This window comes from Rathayibacter sp. PhB152 (genome assembly GCF_003751395.1).
GTDB classification, from domain to species: domain Bacteria; phylum Actinomycetota; class Actinomycetes; order Actinomycetales; family Microbacteriaceae; genus Rathayibacter; species Rathayibacter festucae.
Genome location: NZ_RJUT01000003.1, coordinates 235,758 through 256,577, shown reverse-complemented (window position 1 = coordinate 256,577; position 20,820 = coordinate 235,758). Strand labels below are relative to the sequence as shown.

Sequence of the window (20,820 nt, the reverse complement as noted above, 5' to 3'; positions counted from 1 at the left end):
AGGAAAGGAGTTGTCATGATCTTCGCGTTGATCGCCTATCTCATCTCGATCTTCGACTAGTCCCGCCGCACCGGCCGCGGCCACCCGCACACGCACGGGTGACCGCGACCACGACGGGGGATGTGAATCCCGTCACCGCGGATCCCACCACCGCGGATCCCACCACCGCGGATCCCACCACCGCGGGCCTGAGCACCACGGAGGAGTCCCGGGATCGTCGAGCGTCAGCGCTCCGATCCGGGCGCGCTCAGCCGCTCCTCCAGCAGGCTGTGCTGTCCGTAGCGGGAGCCGAGCGACCCGCCGGGCGTGCCCCCGATCACCGCGACCCGCAGGGCGTCGCCGGGCTTCGCGGGCTTCATCCTCAGGAAGACCCGATCGCCCACGGACCAGCGGTCCGCGTAGTAGGCGGAACCGCAGTAGGTCTCGCCGATGTACTCGTCGTTCACCAGGACGACGATCCGGGTGCGCGTCCGGAAGAGCCCTGCCGACAGGTCGATCACCACATCCTGACCGTCCAGGTGGGCGTTGACGGTGGTGTCGACCTGATACACGGAGTAGTTCGTGGTGCAGAGGGTCGGGTCGGTCGCCGTCCCACCCGTGTCGCCCGCCGCCGTCGCCGGGGGCGCGGACGTGAGTCCGAGGAGTGCTGCGGCGATCACGCCGATGGTCGTGGTGCGGACGAGCTTCATCCTGTTCCTTTCGATCGGACTCTCGACCGGTCGGGGGAGGACGGCGGCCTCCCCTCGTCCCGGACGAGAGGGGGTCGTCCGATCCTGGCGGAGCGAGTGCTGAAGGACGTCGTCGCTGTCACGGACTGAGGTGTATGGCACAGAGCCTGCCCTCGGCGACCTCCCGACAGGGAGCCCCTCGGCGGCCACTCGAAGGGAAGCGATTCCGCCGCCCAGGACGAGAAGCGCCACGGACTTGAAGATGCCTCGGGGCGTCGGCGACAGTGGGCCCCGGTCATCGCGACCGCTCCCTCCGCCCCGCACCACGAAAGGAGACAGCCATGATGCCCACCGCCCTCGTTGCGATCTTCATCGCCTTCTTCGGCTCGCTCTAGCGAGTCGACCACGGGGACGCGCCTCTTCCGCCTGAGCAGTCGTCCCTCCCCGTCCTCGAGGCAGACCCCGCACGTCCCGTCCCGCCCGTTGAAAGGAGTCGATGTGCTGCTCGCATTCTTCGCTTACCTCATCGCCATTCTCGCCTAGCCCGGTGGCGCCACCGCGGTCGTGGTCCAGCACCGGAATCGGTGACGGGTCACGACCGCGGGGATCCCGGCATCGGGATCCCCCGGCCGCGCATTCCGTCCGCCGCGCATTCCGTCCGTTCTGACGAGAGGAGCTGACATGGCCTTCTTCGCCCTGGCATTCAGCTGGCTGTTCAACCTCTGACGTGGCGCTCCTTTGAGCGAAGAGCTCGAGGGACGACGACCACGACCCGACCGGCAGGGGGAGGCGGTCCTATCTCCCCGCCTCCCCCTGCCCCACCCCGCACTGCTGAGACCGCGGTCGCGCAGTCTCATGCGAGGACGATCACCTTCCCCGCGATCCGGCCCGCGGCCGCCTCGGCGTGGACCGCCGGCAGCTCGGCCAGCGGCACCCGGCGGGTGACCTCCACGGTCAGCTCCCCCGCGTCGACCAGGGCGACCAGCTCGGCGAGCCGCTCGCGGTTCGGGAGCACGAAGACCGTCGCGGCCCGCACGCCGCGGGTCTCGTCACCCGGAGTCGACAGGAAGGCCGTCGTGCTGACGACGGCCCCGCCGTCCCGCACCGCGGCGACGAGAGCGGCGAACCGCTCCGGCTCGAGCGGCGCCAGGTTGAGCAGCACGTCGACCTGCTCGCCGAGAGCACCGAGGAATTCGGTCGTCGTGTGGTCCACGATCTCGTCGGCCCCCGCCGCACGGACGGCGTCGATGCTGCGTGGACTGGCGGTCGCCACGACGTGCACGCCGGCGCGCTTCGCGAGCTGCACGGCGTACTTCCCGACCACCCCGCCCGCGCCGACGATGAGGACCCGCTGCCCGGCCACGAGCCGGCCGTCGTCGAACAGTGCCTGCCAGGCGGTGAGCGCCACCGACGGCAGCGCGGCCGCGTCGGCGAGCGGAAGGCTCGTCGGAGCGGCGACCACGGCCTCGGCCGGCGCCAGCACGTACTCGGCGGCTCCCCCGTCCCGCTCCATCGGCAGGAATGCGACGACCGGATCGCCCACCGCTACTCCTTCGACACCGTCGCCGACGGCATCCACCGTTCCGGACACGTCGTAGCCGGGCACGTGCGGGAGCTCGACCGGGATCGGCAGGAAGCCGGCGCGCATCCCCGCGTCGGCCGCGTTGAAGGCCGAGGCGGCGACCCGGAGCCGCACCTGCCCGGCGCCCGGAACCGGAACCGGGATGTCGTCCCGGACGAGGACCTCGGGTCCACCCACCTCGTGGAATCGCATTGCCTGCATGATCGTCTCCCTCTCGTAATTGCTTCCAATTCGAAGCACTGAGGCCACGCTAGCACTGCTTCCAATACGAAGCAACGATAGGATCGGAGGCATGACGAAGCCCGCCCTGACCGCGACCCAGCTCTCGGCCTATCTGGCCTTCACCGAGGTGGGCAGCCTGCTGCGGCCCGCGGTCGAGCAGCAGCTGCGCGAGGCGGGCGACCTCAGCTATCTGCAGTTCCAGCTGCTGGCGCGACTCGGCGACGCCCCGGGCGGTCGACAGCGGATGACCGACCTCGCCGATGGCGTCGTCCACAGCCGCAGCGGCCTCACCTACCAGGCGCAGCTGCTCGAGCAGCGGGGACTGGTCACCCGTTCCCCGTCGCCGGACGACGAGCGCAGCACGGTCGTCGCGCTCACCGGCGCCGGGCGCGACGTCCTGGCCGCCGTCTTCCCGGGGCACATCGCGACCGTGCACGGTCTGCTGTTCGCACCTCTCACCGACGCGGACGCGGGCGAGCTGGCGCGCATCCTGGGGCGGGTCGGTGAGCACCTGCGGGCGGCTCCGCCGAGGTCGGCGCGGCGCCGACGGCCGAGAGCAGCGCCGGCGCCCGAGGCGACCGGCGGGTCCTAGAGCAGGCCGGTCAGCACGCCGCCATCCGCGCGCAGGGCCGCACCGTTCGTCGCGGAGGCGCGCGGGCTGGCGAGGTAGGTCACGAGCGAGGCGATCTCGTCCGGCTCGAGGAAGCGCTCGACGAGCGAGGTCGCGTTGCCGCCGATGATCGCGGCGCGGAGGACGTCGACCGGGACGCCCTGCGCATCGGCGATGCTCTGGACGCTGCTCGCGACGCCGTCGGACCAGGTCGGGCCGCCGAGGACCGTGTTGACCGTGACTCCGGTGCCGCGGGTCAGCTTGGCCAGGCCGTTGCCGAGAGCCAGCATCCCCGCCTTGGTGACGCCGTAGTGCGTCATGTCTCCCGGCACATCGACGCCGGACTCGCTGCTGACGAAGACGATGCGACCCCAGCCCGACTCGAGCATCGGGTCGAGGACGTGCCGGGACAACCGGACTCCGCTCAGCACGTTCACCGTGAAGTAGCGCAGCCACTGCTCGTCGGCGATCGCCGCGAAAGGGGCGACCTCGAACAGGCCGACGTTGTTGATCAGGACGTCCACCCGGCCCAGGAGGCCCAGGAGCCGGTCCACCGACTCCGCGTCGGCGAAGTCGGCGGCGATCCCCGAGACGACGGCGCCCGGGACCTGCGCGCGAAGGCCCTCGACCGCTGCGCGGACTCCCGCCTCGCTGCGGCCGTTGACGACGACCTCGACGCCCTCCCGCAGCAGCGCGAGGGCGATGGCACGGCCGATGCCCTGCGTCGATCCGCTCACGAAGGCGCGCTTGCCGTCCAGTTCCAGGTCCATGCGGGTCCGTTCCTCTCCGTCGCAGCCGAATGCTTGCCTGGGAAACCATAGCCGAATCACTTTCCTGGTCAAGTGAAGTCCGGCTACGCTCGGGGGATGCCCGATCCCGATGACTCCCCGCTCAGCGGGGACGACCTCGCGGCCTGGAGCGCGCTCGCGACCCTCCTCGAGTGGCTTCCCGCAGCGCTCGACGCGCAGCTGCTGAAGGACTCCGGCCTCAGCCACTTCGAGTACGGCGTCCTCTACGCCCTGGCCGCCGCGCCGGAGCGGACCCTGCGGATGAGCGCGCTCGCCGGCTTCGCGAACAGCTCGCTGTCGCGACTGTCGCGGGCGGTCTCGCGACTGGAGAACCGCGGCTGGGTCGAGCGGCGGGCCGACCCCGAGGACGGTCGAACGACCCTCGCGACACTGACCGCGGCGGGACTCGCTCAGCAGGCGAGCGCGGCTCCGGGGCACGAGGCCCTGGTGCGCGACGTCGTCCTCGGACCACTCAGCGAGCGGCAGCGCCGGGAGCTGCGCGGGATCGCCACGACCATCGCCGGCGCGCTCCGCCCGGACGGCTCGTGGTCGGCGCCGCGGGGTGAGCCGTCGCGGGACGGCCGCGCCGCGGGGTGAGCCCTCGCGACGCGGCCGAACGGCAGCCCCACCGGGGCGTCACCAGGTGAACGTGTAGCCGGGAAGGTCGAAGACGCTCTGGTAGAACCACGCGACGGAGGGGTTGCCGGCGGGCATCTCCCCGGGGTAGCTCCGCTCCGCGAGGACCGCGCCCGAGGCGTCCTTCACCTGGAGGTCGACCTCGCGATCATCCCCCTGGAGGGTGGTCTGCCACGCGGGACCACCGGGCCGCAGGAGCGGGGACACCTCCTTGAAGGAGTCGCCGTTGCCCTGCTGGTAGCGCACCTCGAGGTACGCGGCGCTCGGAGCCTGCGGGGGGTTCGTGAAGGTCAGCGTCCTCTTGGGGGCCGGGGTCGCGGCCGGGTCGACCACCCGGTACTCGACGGTCCGCTCCTCGACCGGGACGAGTCGGTAGCCGGGCGTCTCGAGGTCACGCGCGGGTCCCGTCAGGAGCGCCGAGAGGTCGTGCGCGGGGGCCAGCGCGGCCGCGACCGGCCCGCCGCCCTCCGCCGGTGCCGCCGTCGCCGGGGCGGCGGACAGCCCTGCGAGCAAGGCCGCCGTCGAGCAGATCGCCGTCGTCTTCCAGAGTCTCATCGTGATCCCTTCTCTCGCCGCGCGCGGTGGCGGGGACCCGGACCACCGGGTCACCGCTCGCGGACCGTGAAGAGCACAGTCTGCGAGTGGCGCGCCGGATCTCCCTCGTCCGCGTCGGAGAACGATCGGGATGGCACGGAACGGTGCGACCGGCGTCCGATCGCCGGGCGCGTGGAGCACTCCCGGGCGGAGTCAGCTCACAACGATGCGGGTGAAGACGGTGCTCTCGTCGGGGGCCGCGTTCACGTAGGCGTAGCGGCGGGCGGTCGAGAAGGCGACGTGCTGCCCGGTCGCGAGCCGGAGGTCCGGCTCGCCCTCGCGCTCGAGCAGGAGCACACCCGCGGTGACGAGGAGGATCTCGTGCCAGCCGTCGGGGTCGGGCTGCGCCTGGTAGCGGTCGCCGGGGCCGAGGGTCCAGGTCCAGAGCTGCGCCTCGGCGCGGGCCGGAACGGAGGCGAGCAGGACGGCGACGCTCCCCGCGTCCTCGCCGCGCCAGGCCACCTCGTCGATCGCCGTGGGAACGGAGCCGGGAGCGGAGACGAGGGCGGTGAAGCTGGAGCCGAGCGCGCTCGCGAGGCGGTCGACGCCGGTGAGACTGATGTTCGCCTCGCCCGCCTCGACGTTGACGATCGTGCGCCGGCTGATGCCGGAGAGCTCGGCGAGCGCCGCCTGACTCAGCCCGGCCTCCAGCCGCGCCCGGCGGAGGTTGCTGCCGACGTGAGCGAGGACGGCGGAGGGCTCTGGCGTGCGCATCGTTCTGCACTCTATAGTGTGCAGAATGCTGCGCACCCGCCCTCTCTCGGCCGTCCGGTTCTCGCGACCCGAGTGGGCGCTGATCGGCATCACGGCACTCTGGGGCGGCACCTTCCTGGCGGTGCACGTGGCGATGCAGCACAGCGGTCCGCTCTTCTTCGTCGGGGTGCGGTTCCTGGCGGCGGGAGTCATCAGCGCGGTGGTCTTCCACCGATCGCTGCGCGGGATGCGGCGGATCGATCTCGGCGCGGGGGCCGCGATCGGGGTGATGATCGTCCTCGGCTACGGGCTGCAGACCTCCGGGCTGCAGACGATCCCGAGCAGCACCTCCGCCTTCCTCACGGCGCTCTACGTGCCACTGGTGCCGCTGCTGCAGTGGGTCGTGCTGCGGCGGAGGCCCGGCGTCTTCACCCTGGTCGGCGTCGGTCTGGCGTTCGTCGGACTGCTGCTGATCGCGGGGCCGCAGACGGGAGTGGGGCTGGGCCCGGGCGAGCTGGCGACGCTGATCAGCACCCTCCCGATCGCCGCCGAGATCATCCTGATCAGCGCCTTCGCCGGCCGGGTCGACCTGGGGCGGGTGACGGTCGTGCAGCTCCTGGTCGCCGGACTGCTCTCCTTCGCCGGCATGCCCTTCGCGGGGGAGGCGATCCCCGCGTTCTCCTGGGTCTGGCTGATCGCCGCCCTCGCCCTCGGGGCGAGCAGCTGCCTCATCCAGCTGACGATGAACTGGGCCCAGCGCTCCGTCTCGCCGACCCGCGCGACGATCATCTACTCCGCCGAGCCGGTCTGGGGCGGCGTGATCGGACGACTCGCCGGCGACCGGCTGCCGGCGCTCGCGCTGGCGGGGGCGGCGCTGATCGTCGCGGGGACGCTGGTGAGCGAGCTGCGGCCGCGGCGGGCGAGCGGGGACGCGGCGGAGGCGGACGCGCAGGCACCGGAGGGGGCACCGGAGGGGGCATCGGAGGGGGCCGGTCCTGCGCCGGAGCGGCTGGACCGCACCTCCGGCTCGTGAGAAGGCCTCCGGCTCGCCGGAATCCGCAGATTCCGCGTGCCGAACCCTGTTCCACGAGCCGAACCTCGCGCCTCCTGACCTCCGGCTCGCAGAAACATCCTGAGCTCGCCGGAATCCACCTCTTCCGCGTGCCGGACGCGGTTCCACGAGCCGGACCTCGGCCGCCACGGCTTCCGGCTCGCGAAAGTACCTTCGGCTCGTCGGAGCCCGCGGATTCGGCGAGCCGAACCCAGTTCCACGAGCCGAGCCTCCGGCGCGACGAGCTTCGGCTCGCAGGAACACCCGCGGCTCGCCGGAATCCGCGGATTCCGCGTGCCCTGCGCGGTTCCACGTGCCGGAGGTCGGACGCAGCGACCGCACGCCCGGCAGAGGCAGGCCAGCGAGCAGCCGGCCGGAACTGGCCGCGGCCCAGGAAGTTAGGTTAGGTTAACCTTCGCAACCCCGTCACCCCCTCCGAAGGATCGCCGTGCCCGTCTCCCGCATCCCCCTCCGCCGCACGCCTCTGCGCGTCTCCGCCGTCGCCGCACTCGGCCTCTCCGCCCTGCTGCTGACCGGCTGCTCCGCGGGGGCCGACGCCGCCGGCACCGACGGAGGCACCGACGCCGCCGCGACCGGCGCGGGCTTCCCCGTCACCGTCGAGCACGCGTTCGGCGAGACGACCGTCGAGTCGGCGGACCGCGTGGTCGCGACCAGCTGGACCAACCAGGACGTCGCGCTCGCCCTCGGCGTGACCCCGGTCGGCTTCGCGAAGGCCTCCTACGGCGACGAGGACGGCGACGGCCTGCTCGCCTGGACCAAGGAGGCGCTCGACGCGAGCGGCGCCGAGACGCCGACCCTCTTCGACGAGACCGACGGCGTGCCGTTCGAGGCGATCTCCGACCTCACCCCCGACGTGATCCTCTCCGCCTACTCCGGCCTCACGCAGCAGGACTACGACACCCTCAGCCAGATCGCCCCGACCGTCGCCTACCCCGGTCTGCCCTGGGCGACCACCTGGCAGGACTCCGCGAAGCTCGACGGCGATGCGCTCGGACTGGGCGACGAGGCCGAGGCGAAGGTCGCCGAGGTCGAGGGCGAGATCGACGCCGCCGTCGCCGCGAAGCCCTCGCTGGCCGGCAAGACCTTCACCTACGGCTGGTACGACCCGACCGACGCCAGCACCTTCACCTACTACACCGGCAACGACGCGCGCGTGAAGTTCGTCGAGGACCTCGGCCTCGAGCTCGCCCCGAGCGTCGTCTCGCTCACCGGCGACTCCGAGCTGTTCAGCGGCACCGTCAGCTCCGAGAACGCCGACCAGCTCGACGCCGACGTGCTCATCGTCTACGGCGACGACACCACCCTCGCGGCGCTGCAGGCCGACCCGCTGCTCTCCAAGATCCCCGCGGTCGCCCGCGGCTCGGTCTACGTCCTCACCGACGACTCCTCCGAGGCGATGGCGACCTCGTCGCCGAACCTGCTGAGCATCCCGTGGGTGCTCGACGAGTACACGACCGGCCTCGCGACCGCCGCCGACAAGGTGTCGTGACCGCCGAGGCCACGGCACCCCACCGGCGCCCCGGACGCGACGACACTCGCCTCCGGGGCGCCGGTGCGCGCTGGCGCGTCCCGGCGCTGATCGCCGTGCTCGCCGCGCTGGTCGTCGCGTCGGTGCTCTCGCTGGTCTACGGCTCGCGCGAGATCCCGCTCGGCGAGATCTGGCCGGCGCTCACCGCACCCGACCCGGACTCGATCGTCGACGCGGCGGTGCAGGGGCGCGTCCCGCGCACGGTCCTGGCGCTGCTCGTCGGCGCCGCGCTCGGGCTCGCCGGCGCGGTGATGCAGGGGATGACCCGCAACCCGCTCGCCGATCCGGGGATCCTGGGGCTGAACGCGGGCGCGTCCCTCGCGGTCGTGCTCGGGATCTCGACGGTCGGAGCGACGACGCTCCCCCAGTTCATCTGGCTCGCCTTCCTCGGCGCGGCGGCGGCGGGCGCCTTCGTCTACGCGGTCGCCTCGCTGGGTCGCGAGGGCGCCACTCCCCTCAAGCTCGCGCTCGCCGGCGCCGCGACCGCCGCGGCCCTCGCCTCGCTGATCAGCGCGGTGCTGCTCACCCAGGACGCGACGCTCAACCGCTTCCGGTTCTGGCAGGTCGGCGGGGTCGGCGGCGCCGAGTTCACGAGCATCGTCCAGGTCCTGCCGTTCCTCGCGGTCGGCGGTGCGCTCGCGATCGGCAGCGCCCGAGGGCTCGACGCGCTCGCGCTCGGCGACGACCTCGCGAAGGGGCTCGGCCGCCGCGTCGGCCGGACGCGCCTGGTGGCCGGGCTCGCCGCGGTGCTGCTCTGCGGAGCGGCGACCGCGATCGCGGGGCCGATCGGCTTCATCGGACTCACCGTCCCGCACCTCGCGCGGCGCATCACCGGGCCGTCGCACTCCTGGCTGCTCCCCTCCTCCGCACTGCTCGGCGCGCTGCTGCTGCTGGTCGCCGACGTGATCGGGCGGGTCGTCGCGCGACCGAGCGATGTGGAGGTGGGCATCGTCACCGCACTGATCGGGGCGCCGGTGCTGATCGCGATCGTGCGCCGCTCGAAGGTGCGGGCCCTGTGAGCGCCGCCCCGTCGCTCCGCTCTTCTGCGGGTGCTCCCCCGCTCGGCGTCGCCGCGGGCCGTCGCCGCCGAGCCCGCCGCACCGCGCTGGGCTGCACCGTGCTCGCGCTGGTCGCCCTCGCGCTCGCCGTCGTGTCGCTCACCGTCGGCAGCACCGTCTACTCGCCGCTCGAGGTGCTGCGGGTGATGCTCGGCGAGACCGTGCCGAGCGCCTCCTTCACCGTCGGCACGCTGCGGCTGCCGCGCACGCTCACCGCTGTGCTGGTCGGCCTCGGCTTCGGGATGGGCGGCGTGATCTTCCAGACGATGCTGCGGAACGCGCTCGCCAGCCCGGACATCATCGGCATCACCTCGGGTGCGAGCGCGGCGGCGGTCGTCGCGATCGCGTTCTTCGGACTCTCGGGAGGCGCGGTCTCGGTGATCGCGGTCGCAGCGGCCCTCGTCACGGCGCTGCTGATCGCCCGGCTCGCCGACGGCAGCGGCGTGATCGGCGCCCGGCTGATCCTGATCGGCATCGGGATCGCGGCGATGCTGCAGAGCGTCATCGCCTACGTGCAGACCCGCGCGCAGTTCGAGGACGTGCAGGAGTCGCTGCGCTGGCTGACCGGCAGCCTCAACTCCGCGTCGTGGGCGGGGGTGCCCGCGCTCGCGCTGTCGATGCTGGTGCTCGTGCCGCTCGCGCTGCTGCTGGCCGGACGACTCTCGATGCTGCAGCTCGGCGACGAGTCGGCGACCGCGCTGGGCGTGGACGTGCGGCGCAGCCGGCTGGGGCTCCTCGCGGTGGCCGTGTGCCTCGTCGCCGTCGCGACCGCGGCCACCGGGCCGATCGCGTTCGTCGCCTTCGTCTCCGGGCCGATCGCGCGGCGGCTCGTGCCGGACGCGCGCGTGCCGCTGATCCCGTCCGCGCTGGTCGGGATCGTCGTCGTGCTCGCGGCGGACCTGGTCGCGCAGCACGTCGCCGGGCTCGCCTTCTCGGGCGCCCGCTTCCCCGTCGGAGTGGTGACCGGTGCGCTCGGCGCGCCGTTCCTGCTCTGGCTCCTCGCCCGCCGCAACCGCACCGGAGGATCCCTGTGACCGCCCCGACCTCCCCCGTGGCCGCCGGTCATTCCACGCTGTCGGTCGACGGCGTGACGCTCGCCTACGACGAGCGGGTGGTCGTCGACGGGCTGTCGCTGACGGTGCCGACCGGGGCGATCAGCGTCATCGTCGGGGCGAACGCCTGCGGCAAGTCGACGCTGCTGCGCGCGATGGCGCGGCTGATCACGCCGAGCGCCGGGGCCGTGCTGCTGGACGGCGAGGCGATCCACCGGCTCCCGACGCGGCAGGTCGCGCAGCGGGTGGGGCTGCTGCCGCAGACGCCGATCGCGCCCGAGGGGATCGCCGTGGCGGACCTGGTGGCGCGGGGACGGTACCCGCACCGCGGCTGGTTTGGGCGGGGTGCGTCCGCGGACGACGACGCGATCGTGGAGGACGCCCTGCGCGCGACCGGGACGCTGGAGATCGCGGACCGGCCGATGGACGAGCTGTCCGGCGGGCAGCGGCAGCGGGTGTGGATCGCGCTGGCGCTGGCCCAGCGGACCGACGTGCTGCTGCTGGACGAGCCGACGACCTACCTCGACGTGTCGCACCAGGTCGAGGTGCTGGACCTGCTGACCGACCTCAACCGCGAGCGCGGCACGACGATCGTGATCGTGCTGCACGACCTGAACCTGGCGGCGCGCTACGCCGACCACCTCTTCGCGGTGCGCGCCGGTGCGCTGTACGCGTCGGGCACGCCGGCCGAGGTGGTGACCGCGGAGACGGTGCGCGCGGTCTTCGGCATGGAGTCGCGCGTGATCGCGGACCCGGTGTCCGGGACGCCGCTGGTGCTGCCGATCGGCCGGCACCACTCGGGGTGACGGGCCTCGAGACGCCCCTGCGGGGCTGCTCGACCAGCGTCTTGCGCCGAGGCGTCCTCGGACGGTCGAGGCGTCCCGGTGCTGCTGGACGTCTCGACCGTTGCAGGACGCCTCGGCGGAGTGCACTCCATGCTGATCGAGTAGGCCGCGCAGCGGGCGTATCGAGATCCACCGGTGCCGAACGGGCGGTCTGCAGACCAGCCGTCCTGACGACCGTGGGTCTGCTGCGCCCCTCCGGGCCGCTCGACCAGCATGCAGGGGTCGCTGCACGCCTCGGCGGGGTGCTGCCAGACTCTCCGGCGTGGAGATCGTGGAGCTCGGTACCGGCGTGTTCGGCACCGCCGCGTTCCGGCACCTGCTGTGGCTCGCGGTGGAGGTCGACGAGGCGGCGATAGACGCGATCATCGTGGACGAGCTGCCGGGCCTCCGCGTTCAGGGCGCGGTGGAGGGCGGAGCCGTCACGGCGTTCGTCGCCTACGAGGAGCGACCCGACGGGGTGCTGATCGACTACCTCGCCTCGGCCGAGTCGCAGCGCGGGACGGGGCTGGGCCGGGCACTCCTCGCGGAGATCGCCCACCTGCACCCGCACGCCGCGCTCCGCGCCCAGACCGACGACGACGCGATCGGCTTCTACCGGTCCCTCGGCTTCGCGGACTCGCCGGCGCCACCGGACCCGCGCTGGCCGGACCGACCCCGCTACGACTGCGTCCTCGCCGGGTGAGCTCCCTGCTGATCGAGCAGCCCGCGCAGCGTGGGTATCGAGATCCACCACCGTCAGAACGCGAGTATGCAGACCCGCCCTGCTGATGACGGCGGGTCTCGAGACGCCCCTGCGGGGCCACTCGACCAGCATGAGGGCGGCGAGACGTCCTCGGACGCTCGAGGCGTCCCGGTGCTGCTGGACGCCTCGACGGTTGCAGGACGCCTCGGCGGGGTGCACTCCATGCTGATCGAGCAGGCCGCGTAGCGGGCGCATCGAGATCCACCGGTGCCTAACGGGTGGTCCGCAGACCAGCCGCCCTGACGACGGCCGGTCTCGCTGCGCCCCTCCGGGGCCGCTCGACCAGCGTGCGGTGTGCGGTGGGAGCGGTTTCCTGGGGCGGGTGTCGGAGGCGTGTGGCACCCTCCTCCGAGGAGTCTGCAGGCGGCGGACGGAGCGGAGCGGCATGATCGAGCTGGACCTGAGCGGACGGACGGCCCTGGTGACGGGGTCGGGGCAGGGCATCGGACTGGCGATCGCCGTCGGGCTGGCGCGCGCCGGCGCCGAGGTGGTCGTCAACGCGCGGTCGGAGCGCTCGGTCCGGCGCGCGATCAAGGACGTGCGCGCGGCGGTGCCCGACGCCACCGTGCGCGGTGTGGCCGCCGACGTCTCGAGCGAGGCCGGGACGGCGAAGCTGCTCGAGTCCGTGCCGCGGGTGGACGTGCTGGTCAACAACCTCGGCATCTTCGGCAGCACCGAGCCGCTCGACATCACCGACGACGAGTGGCGCCGCTACTTCGAGGTCAACGTGCTCACCGGCGTCCGCCTCACCCGCGCCTACCTGCCCGCGATGACGGAGGCGGGCTGGGGCCGCGTCCTCTACATCGGCAGCGACTCCGCCGTCGTCACGCCGGCCGAGATGATCCACTACGGCGTCTCGAAGACCGCGCTGCTCGGCGTCTCCCGCGGCTTCGCGAAGGCCGCCGCCGGCACCGGCGTCACCGTCAACAGCGTGCTCGCCGGGCCGACCCACACCGGCGGCGTCGAGGACTTCGTCTACGAGCTCGTCGACCACTCCCTCCCCTGGGAGGAGGCGCAGCGCGAGTTCATGCGGCTGCACCGCCCGCAGTCGCTGCTCCAGCGCCTGATCGAGCCGGAGGAGATCGCCAACATGGTCGTCTACCTTTCATCGCCGCTCGCCTCGGCGACCACGGGCGCCGCGGTGCGGGTGGACGGCGGGTACATCGACGCGATCGTGCCGTGAGGTGCCGGGAGGTGCCGGGAGGCAGGGGCGTGAGCTGCGGCAGTGCCGGGCTCCCCTCCTCCGCCCACCGGCCCGGCCCCTCGACCCGGATCAGCACTCCCCGGATCGCCCTGCTTGAATGAGTCGATGACCTCCCGCGCCGACCACCTCGCCGACTTCGCCGAGTTCCTCACCGCCTCGCCCTCCTCCTTCCACGCCGCGGCGGAGACCGCGCGGCGGCTGGCGGCGGCGGGGTTCGAGTCCGTCGACGAGACCGCCGCGTGGCCCGCCGAGCCCGGGCGCTACTTCGTCCTCCGCGACGGCGCGGTCATCGCCTGGCACGTCCCGGCCGGGGCCACCGCGGTGACGCCGTTCCGCATCCTCGGCGCGCACACCGACTCCCCCGGCTTCAAGCTCAAGCCCCGGCCGACGGTCGAGTCGAAGGGCTGGCTGCAGGCCGGCGTCGAGGTCTACGGCGGACCGCTGCTCAACTCCTGGCTCGACCGCGAGCTCGAGCTGGCCGGGCGGATCGTCACCCGCGACGGCGCCGAGGTGCTCGTGCGCACCGGGCCGTTCCTGCGCATCCCGCAGCTCGCGATCCACCTCGACCGCGAGGCGAACGACGGCCTGAAGCTCGACCGGCACAAGCACACCGTCCCCGTCTACGGCCTGGGCGACGCGGACGGGAACGACCTGCTCGAGATCCTCGCTGCGAAGGCCGGGCTCGACGGCGCCGCCGACATCGTCGGCTACGACCTCATCACCGCGGACACCCAGCCGCCCGCTCGCTTCGGCCTCGACGACGCGCTCTTCGCGGCCGGGCGGATGGACGACCTCAGCTCGGTGCACGCGGGGCTCGTGGCGCTGCTCGCGGCGAGCAGCGGGGATGCGGACTCGGACTCGAACGCGGAGCCGGGGCACATCAGCATGCTCGCCGCCTTCGACCACGAGGAGCTCGGCTCGGCCAGCCGCTCCGGAGCGAGCGGTCCCTTCCTCGAGGACGTGCTCACCCGCATCGGCGCCGCGCTCGGCGCGGGTGTCGACGAGCGCGCCCGCGCGATGGCGCGGTCCTGGTGCCTCTCCGCCGACGCCGGCCACTCCGTGCACCCGAACTACCCGGAGAAGCACGACCCGGTGAACCAGCCGGTCGCCGGCAAGGGCCCGCTGCTCAAGATCAACGCCTCGCAGCGCTATGCGACCGACGCCCGCGGTGCGGCGCTCTGGGCCGGAGTGTGCGCCCGGGCGGGCGTGGAGTTCCAGGAGTTCGTCTCGAACAACACGGTCCCCTGCGGCTCCACGATCGGCCCGCTCACCGCGACCCGCCTCGGCATCTCGACCGTCGACGTCGGCGTGCCCCTGCTGTCGATGCACTCCGCGCGCGAGCTCGCCCACGTCGACGACCTCGTCGCCCTGACCCGCGCGATCGAGGCGTTCTTCGCCGCTGCCGACTGAGGCCGGCGGGTCGGCGGGCCGCCGTCTCGACGGGGCCGGATCTCGATACGCGCGCTGCGCGCGCTACTCGATCAGCAAGGAAGGGCGCTCCGCGCGCTACTCGATCAGCAGGGAGAGGCGCCCCGCGCGCTACCCGATCAGCAGGGAGAGGCGCCCCGCGCGCTACCCGATCAGCAGGGAGAGGCGCCCCGCGCGCTACCCGATCAGCAGGGAGGGGCGCCCGAGCACTGCTCGATCGGCAGCAGGGGGACTGCGCCCGCTGCTCGATCGGCATGCAAGGCGGCCTCTGCCTGATCATGCTGGTCGAGTAGCCCCGGAGGGGCGTCTCGAGACCCGCCGCCGCCGCGAGGGCGGCTCTGCAGACTCGACCTCTGATGCTGATGGCTCGCGCGACGCGCGCTGCTCGCCGCTCGATCAGCATGGGCCGAACCCCGCCCATTCGACGAGAAGTGTCGGTAAGGCTCGCGCAGAACAGCGTTTCTCGTCGAATGGACGCATCACCTCCGAGTGAGGACCGTCGCGGGCGGGTGATCAGCGGGCTCCCCAGGATCGCAACCCCCTTGTCGGGGTCCCCGGGTACGGGGTGGTCTGGGGCATGCGCGAAGTGAAGCTCGTCCGTCTCGTCAGCCGTCTCGAGAACGTCGCCGCCCTCGATCCGCTCGTCGACCGGGTCAAGAAGGTGGTCGACGCGGTCATCCGGCCGCAGCCCGTGCGGGACGTGCTGCACGGCGTCCCGATCGGGCACCCGGTGCATCCGCTGCTCGTGCTCGTGCCGACCGGCGCGTGGGTGTCGGCGGCGGTCCTCGATCTGCTGCCCGGCAACGAGCGCGCGGCGCGCACCCTCGTCGGCCTGGGGATCGTCAGCGTGCTGCCCACGGCCGCCGCCGGCTACACCGACTGGTCCGAGCTGCACGAGCAGCAGAAGCGCGTCGGGCTCGTCCACGCGGCGGCCAACGTCGCCGGGACCGTCCTCTACACCGCGTCCTTCGTCCAGCGCGTGCGCGGGCGGCGCACCAGCGGGAAGGTGCTCAGCGCGCTCGGCCTCGCCGTCGTCTCCGGCGGCGGCTACCTCGGCGGCCACCTCAGCTACCGCCAGGCGGCCGGCGCGAATCACACCGAGGACGTGCCGCACCGCTTCCCGACCGGCTGGCAGCCCCTCGGCCCGCTCGCCGAGCTGCCGCAGAACTCCCCCGTGAAGAGGACCGTCGCCGAGACCCCGCTGCTCGCCGTCCGCCGCGGCGACCGCGTCGACGTGCTCTCGAACGTCTGCAGCCACCTCTCCGGACCCCTCGACGAGGGCGAGTTCCGCGGCACCGGCGCCGATGCCTGCATCACCTGCCCCTGGCACGCGAGCGCCTTCTCGCTCGAGACCGGCGAGGTCGTCCGCGGCCCCGCCACCTCGCCCCAGCCGCGCTTCGAGACGCGCGTCACCGACGGCCTGGTGGAGGTGCTGCTGCCGCACGCGGGGTGAGCGCGACCCCCGCGGCGCCACGGTGCCGGCGGAGCAGCAGTGTCCGGGCGCTTCCCGCCCACGCCGGACCGTCCCGTCGAGCGACCCTGGCCGAGGACTCCTCGCCGCGGTCGTCCCGAATGGGCGCACAACGGGCTTCGGCTGCGCTCAGACCCCGTCGTCCGTCCACTCGCGGGCGGGCACGCGGGCGACCGGACGCGAAGAGGGCTGTGGGACGTGCCACGAGCCCGTTCCGGGTCCGCTCGCGCGCAAACCACGGCAGCTGCGGCGCTGGACGACGGCGGGTGCCCGACTCGGCGGTCAGCTCCGCTCCGCAGGTCCAGGCGCGCCTCCCTCGCTCCGCCGCTCCTCCGCCAGCGCTGCGAGCTGCTCGCGGCAGCGCGCCAGCAGCGCGTCCTTCTGCTGCTGCGGCTCCAGCGGGAACAGCTCGCCGGGGCGGGTCCAGTCGGCCGTGGCCGGGACCGCGGCCTCCACGTCGATCCACTCGGAGAAGGCCGTCATCAGGCGGTCGGCCTCGGCGCGGCGCCCGAGCGCCAGGAGCGCGCGGATCGCGGAGACCGTCTGCTCGTCGTAGCGCGGAGCCGTCACGGCGTCGCCGGTCAGCCCGGCCGCCGCCTCCCAGTCGTCGGCGGCGCCCGCGTCGTCGCCGAGGCGCGCACGCGCGGCACCGCGGCGGAGCAGCAGCCCGGCGGGGACGGCCGACAGCGGGCGCTCCTCGCCGAGGCAGGCGGGCGGCGCGAGAGCGGCGCAGAGGAAGGTCAGCGCGTCGGCGGGCGACGACGCATCGGCGAGCGCGATCATCGTCGCGTCCCAGACCTCGAGCACACGCCCTTCGGGGATCCGGCTCCCGGGGCCCTCCCCCTCCCCGAGCACCCGGCCCAGCAGCAGGCCCTGAGCGCGACCCGCGCGGCCGTCGGCGACCAGCAGCGCCGCGTACTCCAGGGTCAGATCGTCGCGTTCGAGGACGAGTGCCTCGTTCTCCTCGAGGAGGGCGAGCCGCCCCTCGTGCCCGAGGAGCACCCGGAGCCGGTCGTACTCGACGAGGAGCCCCGCGTCGTCCGGGGCGAGGTGCCGAGCGCGCTCGAGGTAGGCCAGCCCCGCCTCGGCGTCGCCGTAGGCAGTGCAGGAGGCCGCCCCCAGCGCGCGCAGCGCGGCCACCCGCACCCACGCCCTCGGGTCGTGGGCGGCGGCGGCCCACGAGGCAGCGAAGGCGTCCTCGACGCGGCCCACCGCGGCGTACCAGCCGCCGAGGAGGAAGCGGGCGGTGGTGTCCTCGGTGTCCGCCGCCTCCAGCGCCTCGACGTCCTCGAGGCGGACCGGGCGGCAGCCCTCGAGCGGCGCCTGCTGCGCGGTCCGCCGAGCGGCCCGCGCCTGGTCGGGCCGACCCTGCCGCTCGTGCAGCAGCGCGGCGTGGTAGTGCACCAGCGGCACCACCCCGGTCCGCTCGGAGGGGGTGCGCCGCGCGGCATCGGCTGCGAGCGCGAGGGCGAGCAGCCGCAGTGCGTCGTCCGGCAGGCCTGCGTCGCGGTACTCCAGCGCGACGTCGAGCAGCGCGTCGGCGTCGGCGTCGAGCGGGCGGCCGGCGAGGTCGCGCGCCCAGTGGTCGAGCGGATCGCGCGCGAGCACGCTCTCGAGCAGCGCCCTCGACTGCTGCGCCCGCCGGCCGCGCCGGAGCACGACGGCGAGCAGGACCGTCGCCGGCGCGTGCTGCCCGTCGATCGCGCGCACCTCGCGCAGCACGGCCTCGGCCTCCTCGAGACGGTCCGCCGCCAGAAGGAGCCGCCCGAGCGCGACACCGGACGCGACGCGCCAGGCCCTCGCCCTCCGCGCCGTGCTCAGAGCCTCGAGCGCCTCCTCCGGCCGTCCCTGCCGGGCGAGGAGCTCGCCCAGCCGGTGGTGCGCCTCGCCGTCGGCCGGCACCACGCCCAGAGAGGTCAGCCGCTCGATCGCGGAGCGGAGGTGGCCCTCCGCCTCGTCGAAGCGGGCCGCGACGGCGAGCGACCGCGCGAGCGCGACATGGCAGCGGGTGTCGCCGGGGTCCCGCCAGACCGCCTCCTCCCAGTAGTGCTCGGGCGCGCATCCGGAGCGCGGGCGCTCCTCGAGGTGCAGACCGAGGAGGAACAGCTCGTCGTTCGACGCGACGTCCTCCGGGGCGGGCGGAGGGGGCGGCGGCGCAGCGCTTCCCCTGGACGTTCCACTGGTACTGTCTGCGGGAATGGCAGCGCTGTCATCGAGCATGACGCCCAGTCAAGATGAGATCCGGGGCCGGGACGGAGGACGGAAACCGTGGAACTTCTGGACGGAACGCTGATGCGGTGCGCACGGACGCCGACGATCCTCGGCGCGGGCTTCCCTGGCGAGACGATGCACGTCCTGCCGCGACCCCGCGTGCGGGAGGCGCTGACGCAGCCGGGGACGTCGCACCTCCTGGTCACCGACTGCGGCCACTTCCCCGAGGCGCGCGGGCACGGGCGGGTGCGCACCAGCCCGATCGCGGACGCCGTCGTCCTGGTCTGCACCCGGGGCTCCGGCTGGTGCACGACGGCGGCGGGGACCTTCGCCGTGACCGCGGGGCAGATCGTCCTGCTGCCGCCCGGCGAGCCGCACGGCTACGGATCCGACGCCGCCGACCCGTGGACGCTGTGGTGGCTGCACCTCGCCGGCAGCGATCTGCCCGAGTTCCTGCAGGCCGCGCGCGCGACGGTCGATGCGCCGGTGCGCAGCCTGTCCGACGTCTACGCCGCGGTCGCGCTGATCTCGGCGGCGATCACGCACCTGGGCTGCGATTCGACGACGAACAGCCTGCTCGCCGCATCGGGCGCCGCCTGGCACCTGCTGGCGATCCTCGCCTCGGACCGCCCGCCCGGTGACGCGCGCAGCACCGCACTCGACCGGGCCGCGCAGTTCCTCCATGACCACCCCGCGGAGCGGATCGAGGTGGCGGAGCTCGCCTCGATGGCGTGCCTGAGCCCGTCGCACTTCGCGGCCCTCTTCCGGCGCCGCTTCGGGATGCCGGTGCTGCAGTACCGGACCGAGCTGCGGATGGCGCGGGCCCGCGAGCTGCTCGACATGACGGAGCGGCCGATCGCCGAGGTGGCCGCCGCCGCCGGCTACGAGGACTCCTTCTACTTCGCCCGGCAGTTCAAGCGGATCCACGGCCTGACTCCGCACGCGTACCGGACGCGGAACTGAGCGGAGCGAAACCGAGCGGCGCGGAGGCTAGCGGCGCGGAGGACAGCGTCGCGGGCCCGGACTCCCCGGACGCCAGGACGAGGCCGTTCAGCCGCCGCTGCAGCTCGACGTTCGACCAGCCCGGGTGCTGCGGTGCGGAGTTGGAGCCGACGAGCGTGCCCCAGTAGCCGAGGTCGATGCAGCGCTGGACGGCGTAGCCGGCGAGGACCTGACCGGCCGGCCCGTCCTCGAACTCCGCCTCCAGCGGCGTGTAGCCGATCCAGCCCTCGCCGACCACGGCGGGCACTCCGCGGCGGCGGGCCCAGGTCGCCACCGCGCGCAGCCGGACGTCGATCGCCTCCCGCATCGCGACCTCGTAGCGGCCGTAGTGCGAGGAGAGCCAGGCGTCCCAGGCGACCGGATCGACCCGGTCGTAGGCGTAGAACATGCTCGGGCTGATGCCGGTCGCCGCGAGCCGCCACGGTTCGACGGCGTGCGCCAGGGCGTCGAACTCGGGCGCCCCCTCGCGCAGCAGCGATCTCAGCTCGGCGCTCGGGAACGCCGGCGGCTCGGCCCGCACTCCCGCCCACTCCTCCAGCGCCGCGAGGACCCCGTAGACGTAGAAGTGCACGTGCGCGACCTGCGCGTTCTCCGGCACGGAGTCGAGGTCGAGGTACGGCGGGATCCCGTAGCAGACGGTCGACAGGACGTCCGGATGCTCCGCCTGCAGGATCTCCAGCGCGGCGGTCAGGTACGGCTTCTGCGCCCAGAAGGTGTCGAGCCCCTCCGCCGGCACCTCGCCGAGCCGGGACAGGTCGACCTCGTTGTGCACCTCGACGTAGGCGATGCGGTCGGCCAGCCCCTCGGCCTCGAGGAAGGCGATCAGCCGCGATTCGGCGCGGGCGAGAGCCTCGTGCCGCTCGGTCGGCGGGATCGCCGTCAGCATGTCGTGCCAGGACGAGTCGCTGAGGAACGCGGGGCTCTGCTGGTACTCCCAGGAGGAGACGATGACGAGCACGTCGTGCGCGGCCGCCTGGCGGAACAGCTCGACCAGGCGCGCCCGCAGGTCGAGCACGGCGCCGCCGACGGCGTCGTACCAGCGCGTGCCCCGGCCGATGTCGCCGCCCATGTTCGAGAAGCGCAGCTGCGAGCTGTCGATCGAGTGGTCGCCGAACAGCAGGAGCGGAGCCGCGCAGATCCGGACCGTGTTGCAGCCGCGCTCCACCGCCTCGTCGAACGCGCGCCCGAGGTCGTGGAAGGGCTCGCCCGGCATCGTCCGCGTGTACCAGGAGAAGTCCCAGAGCGAGAGGGTCAGCCGCGGCGGCAGGTGGGCGGGCGGAGGGGGTGAGCGGGTCGCGCGGGTCATGCCGGGTGCTCCTTCGGGCCGGAACGGTGCTCCCACGCTAGGCCTCGTGCCGCCCGACCCACACGGGCGATCCTCCGGAGAAGACTGGAGGATTCGCTGATCAGTCAG

The 20,820-nt window shown here is 73.4% G+C and carries 19 protein-coding genes; 12 read left to right on the top strand and 7 right to left on the bottom strand.

The features are described from left to right. Positions 1-224: 224 nt before the first annotated feature. Both EDF36_RS08085 and EDF36_RS08080 read right to left on the bottom strand, forming a co-directional pair. The gene (locus tag EDF36_RS08085) at positions 225-689 is read right to left on the bottom strand and encodes a hypothetical protein (protein ID WP_123706451.1); all 465 of its coding nucleotides are present in this window, start codon (positions 687-689) and stop codon (positions 225-227) included. An 832-nt stretch (positions 690-1,521) separates the two neighbouring features. After that, positions 1,522-2,451, bottom strand: a complete 930-nt coding sequence (locus EDF36_RS08080) for an NADP-dependent oxidoreductase (RefSeq protein WP_123732603.1) — start codon at positions 2,449-2,451, stop codon at positions 1,522-1,524. 91 nt (positions 2,452-2,542) lie between these two features. On the opposite strand from EDF36_RS08080, the gene EDF36_RS08075 reads away from it, so the two are divergent. After that, on the top strand, positions 2,543-3,064 hold the full coding sequence (locus EDF36_RS08075; protein WP_123732602.1) for a MarR family winged helix-turn-helix transcriptional regulator: 522 nt from the start codon (positions 2,543-2,545) through the stop codon (positions 3,062-3,064). On the opposite strand, the gene EDF36_RS08070 is transcribed toward EDF36_RS08075, so the two are convergent. Next, positions 3,061-3,852: an SDR family NAD(P)-dependent oxidoreductase gene (locus EDF36_RS08070; RefSeq protein ID WP_123732601.1), complete on the bottom strand. Its 792-nt coding sequence runs from the start codon at positions 3,850-3,852 to the stop codon at positions 3,061-3,063. The genes EDF36_RS08075 and EDF36_RS08070 overlap by 4 nt on opposite strands. A gap of 96 nt (positions 3,853-3,948) precedes the next feature. Here EDF36_RS08070 and EDF36_RS08065 point away from each other — a divergent pair, with 96 nt between their 5' ends. Next, complete coding sequence (locus tag EDF36_RS08065) at positions 3,949-4,467, top strand: MarR family winged helix-turn-helix transcriptional regulator (protein WP_123732872.1); 519 nt, start codon at positions 3,949-3,951, stop codon at positions 4,465-4,467. A 39-nt stretch (positions 4,468-4,506) separates the two neighbouring features. Here the strand turns inward: EDF36_RS08065 and EDF36_RS08060 are convergent, their stop codons facing one another. Together EDF36_RS08060 and EDF36_RS08055 are read right to left on the bottom strand one after the other, a co-directional pair. Next, the gene (locus EDF36_RS08060; RefSeq protein ID WP_123732600.1) at positions 4,507-5,061 is read right to left on the bottom strand and encodes a hypothetical protein; all 555 of its coding nucleotides are present in this window, start codon (positions 5,059-5,061) and stop codon (positions 4,507-4,509) included. A 192-nt stretch (positions 5,062-5,253) separates the two neighbouring features. After that, the gene (locus tag EDF36_RS08055) at positions 5,254-5,814 is read right to left on the bottom strand and encodes a helix-turn-helix transcriptional regulator (RefSeq protein ID WP_123732599.1); all 561 of its coding nucleotides are present in this window, start codon (positions 5,812-5,814) and stop codon (positions 5,254-5,256) included. 25 nt (positions 5,815-5,839) lie between these two features. Between EDF36_RS08055 and EDF36_RS08050 the strand changes: the two genes are divergently transcribed. The 9 genes from EDF36_RS08050 (at position 5,840) to EDF36_RS08005 (ending at position 16,175) form a co-directional block, all read left to right on the top strand. Continuing rightward, positions 5,840-6,826, top strand: a complete 987-nt coding sequence (locus tag EDF36_RS08050; RefSeq protein WP_123732598.1) for a DMT family transporter — start codon at positions 5,840-5,842, stop codon at positions 6,824-6,826. Positions 6,827-7,292: 466 nt separating this feature from the next. Then, the gene (locus EDF36_RS08045) at positions 7,293-8,354 is read left to right on the top strand and encodes an iron-siderophore ABC transporter substrate-binding protein (RefSeq protein ID WP_260300612.1); all 1,062 of its coding nucleotides are present in this window, start codon (positions 7,293-7,295) and stop codon (positions 8,352-8,354) included. Next, entirely contained in the window at positions 8,351-9,412 is a 1,062-nt protein-coding gene (locus EDF36_RS08040) for an iron ABC transporter permease (RefSeq protein ID WP_123732597.1), read from the top strand. The genes EDF36_RS08045 and EDF36_RS08040 overlap by 4 nt, the downstream gene beginning before the upstream one ends. Further along, positions 9,409-10,485, top strand: coding sequence for an iron chelate uptake ABC transporter family permease subunit (locus tag EDF36_RS08035; RefSeq protein ID WP_123732596.1), 1,077 nt, complete (start codon positions 9,409-9,411; stop codon positions 10,483-10,485). The genes EDF36_RS08040 and EDF36_RS08035 overlap by 4 nt, the downstream gene beginning before the upstream one ends. Continuing rightward, the gene (locus tag EDF36_RS08030; protein ID WP_311316375.1) at positions 10,482-11,309 is read left to right on the top strand and encodes an ABC transporter ATP-binding protein; all 828 of its coding nucleotides are present in this window, start codon (positions 10,482-10,484) and stop codon (positions 11,307-11,309) included. The genes EDF36_RS08035 and EDF36_RS08030 overlap by 4 nt, the downstream gene beginning before the upstream one ends. 301 nt (positions 11,310-11,610) lie before the next feature. Then, a complete protein-coding gene (locus tag EDF36_RS08025; protein WP_123706441.1) occupies positions 11,611-12,030 on the top strand; it encodes a GNAT family N-acetyltransferase in 420 nt (139 codons plus the stop codon). A 448-nt stretch (positions 12,031-12,478) separates the two neighbouring features. Beyond that, positions 12,479-13,273, top strand: a complete 795-nt coding sequence (locus EDF36_RS08015; protein ID WP_123706525.1) for an SDR family NAD(P)-dependent oxidoreductase — start codon at positions 12,479-12,481, stop codon at positions 13,271-13,273. Positions 13,274-13,399: 126 nt separating this feature from the next. Further along, positions 13,400-14,704 (top strand): M18 family aminopeptidase, encoded by a 1,305-nt coding sequence (locus EDF36_RS08010; protein ID WP_123732594.1) that lies wholly within the window; start codon positions 13,400-13,402, stop codon positions 14,702-14,704. A gap of 595 nt (positions 14,705-15,299) precedes the next feature. Continuing rightward, entirely contained in the window at positions 15,300-16,175 is an 876-nt protein-coding gene (locus EDF36_RS08005; RefSeq protein WP_123732869.1) for a Rieske 2Fe-2S domain-containing protein, read from the top strand. A gap of 300 nt (positions 16,176-16,475) precedes the next feature. Here the strand turns inward: EDF36_RS08005 and EDF36_RS08000 are convergent, their stop codons facing one another. Further along, on the bottom strand, positions 16,476-18,413 hold the full coding sequence (locus EDF36_RS08000; protein ID WP_123732593.1) for a tetratricopeptide repeat protein: 1,938 nt from the start codon (positions 18,411-18,413) through the stop codon (positions 16,476-16,478). Between the two features lie 48 nt (positions 18,414-18,461). Here EDF36_RS08000 and EDF36_RS07995 point away from each other — a divergent pair, with 48 nt between their 5' ends. After that, the gene (locus tag EDF36_RS07995) at positions 18,462-19,367 is read left to right on the top strand and encodes an AraC family transcriptional regulator (protein WP_148059995.1); all 906 of its coding nucleotides are present in this window, start codon (positions 18,462-18,464) and stop codon (positions 19,365-19,367) included. On the opposite strand, the gene EDF36_RS07990 is transcribed toward EDF36_RS07995, so the two are convergent. Next, positions 19,318-20,712, bottom strand: a complete 1,395-nt coding sequence (locus tag EDF36_RS07990; protein WP_123732591.1) for a cellulase-like family protein — start codon at positions 20,710-20,712, stop codon at positions 19,318-19,320. The two genes, EDF36_RS07995 and EDF36_RS07990, sit on opposite strands and share 50 nt — an antisense overlap. Positions 20,713-20,820: the final 108 nt, after the last annotated feature.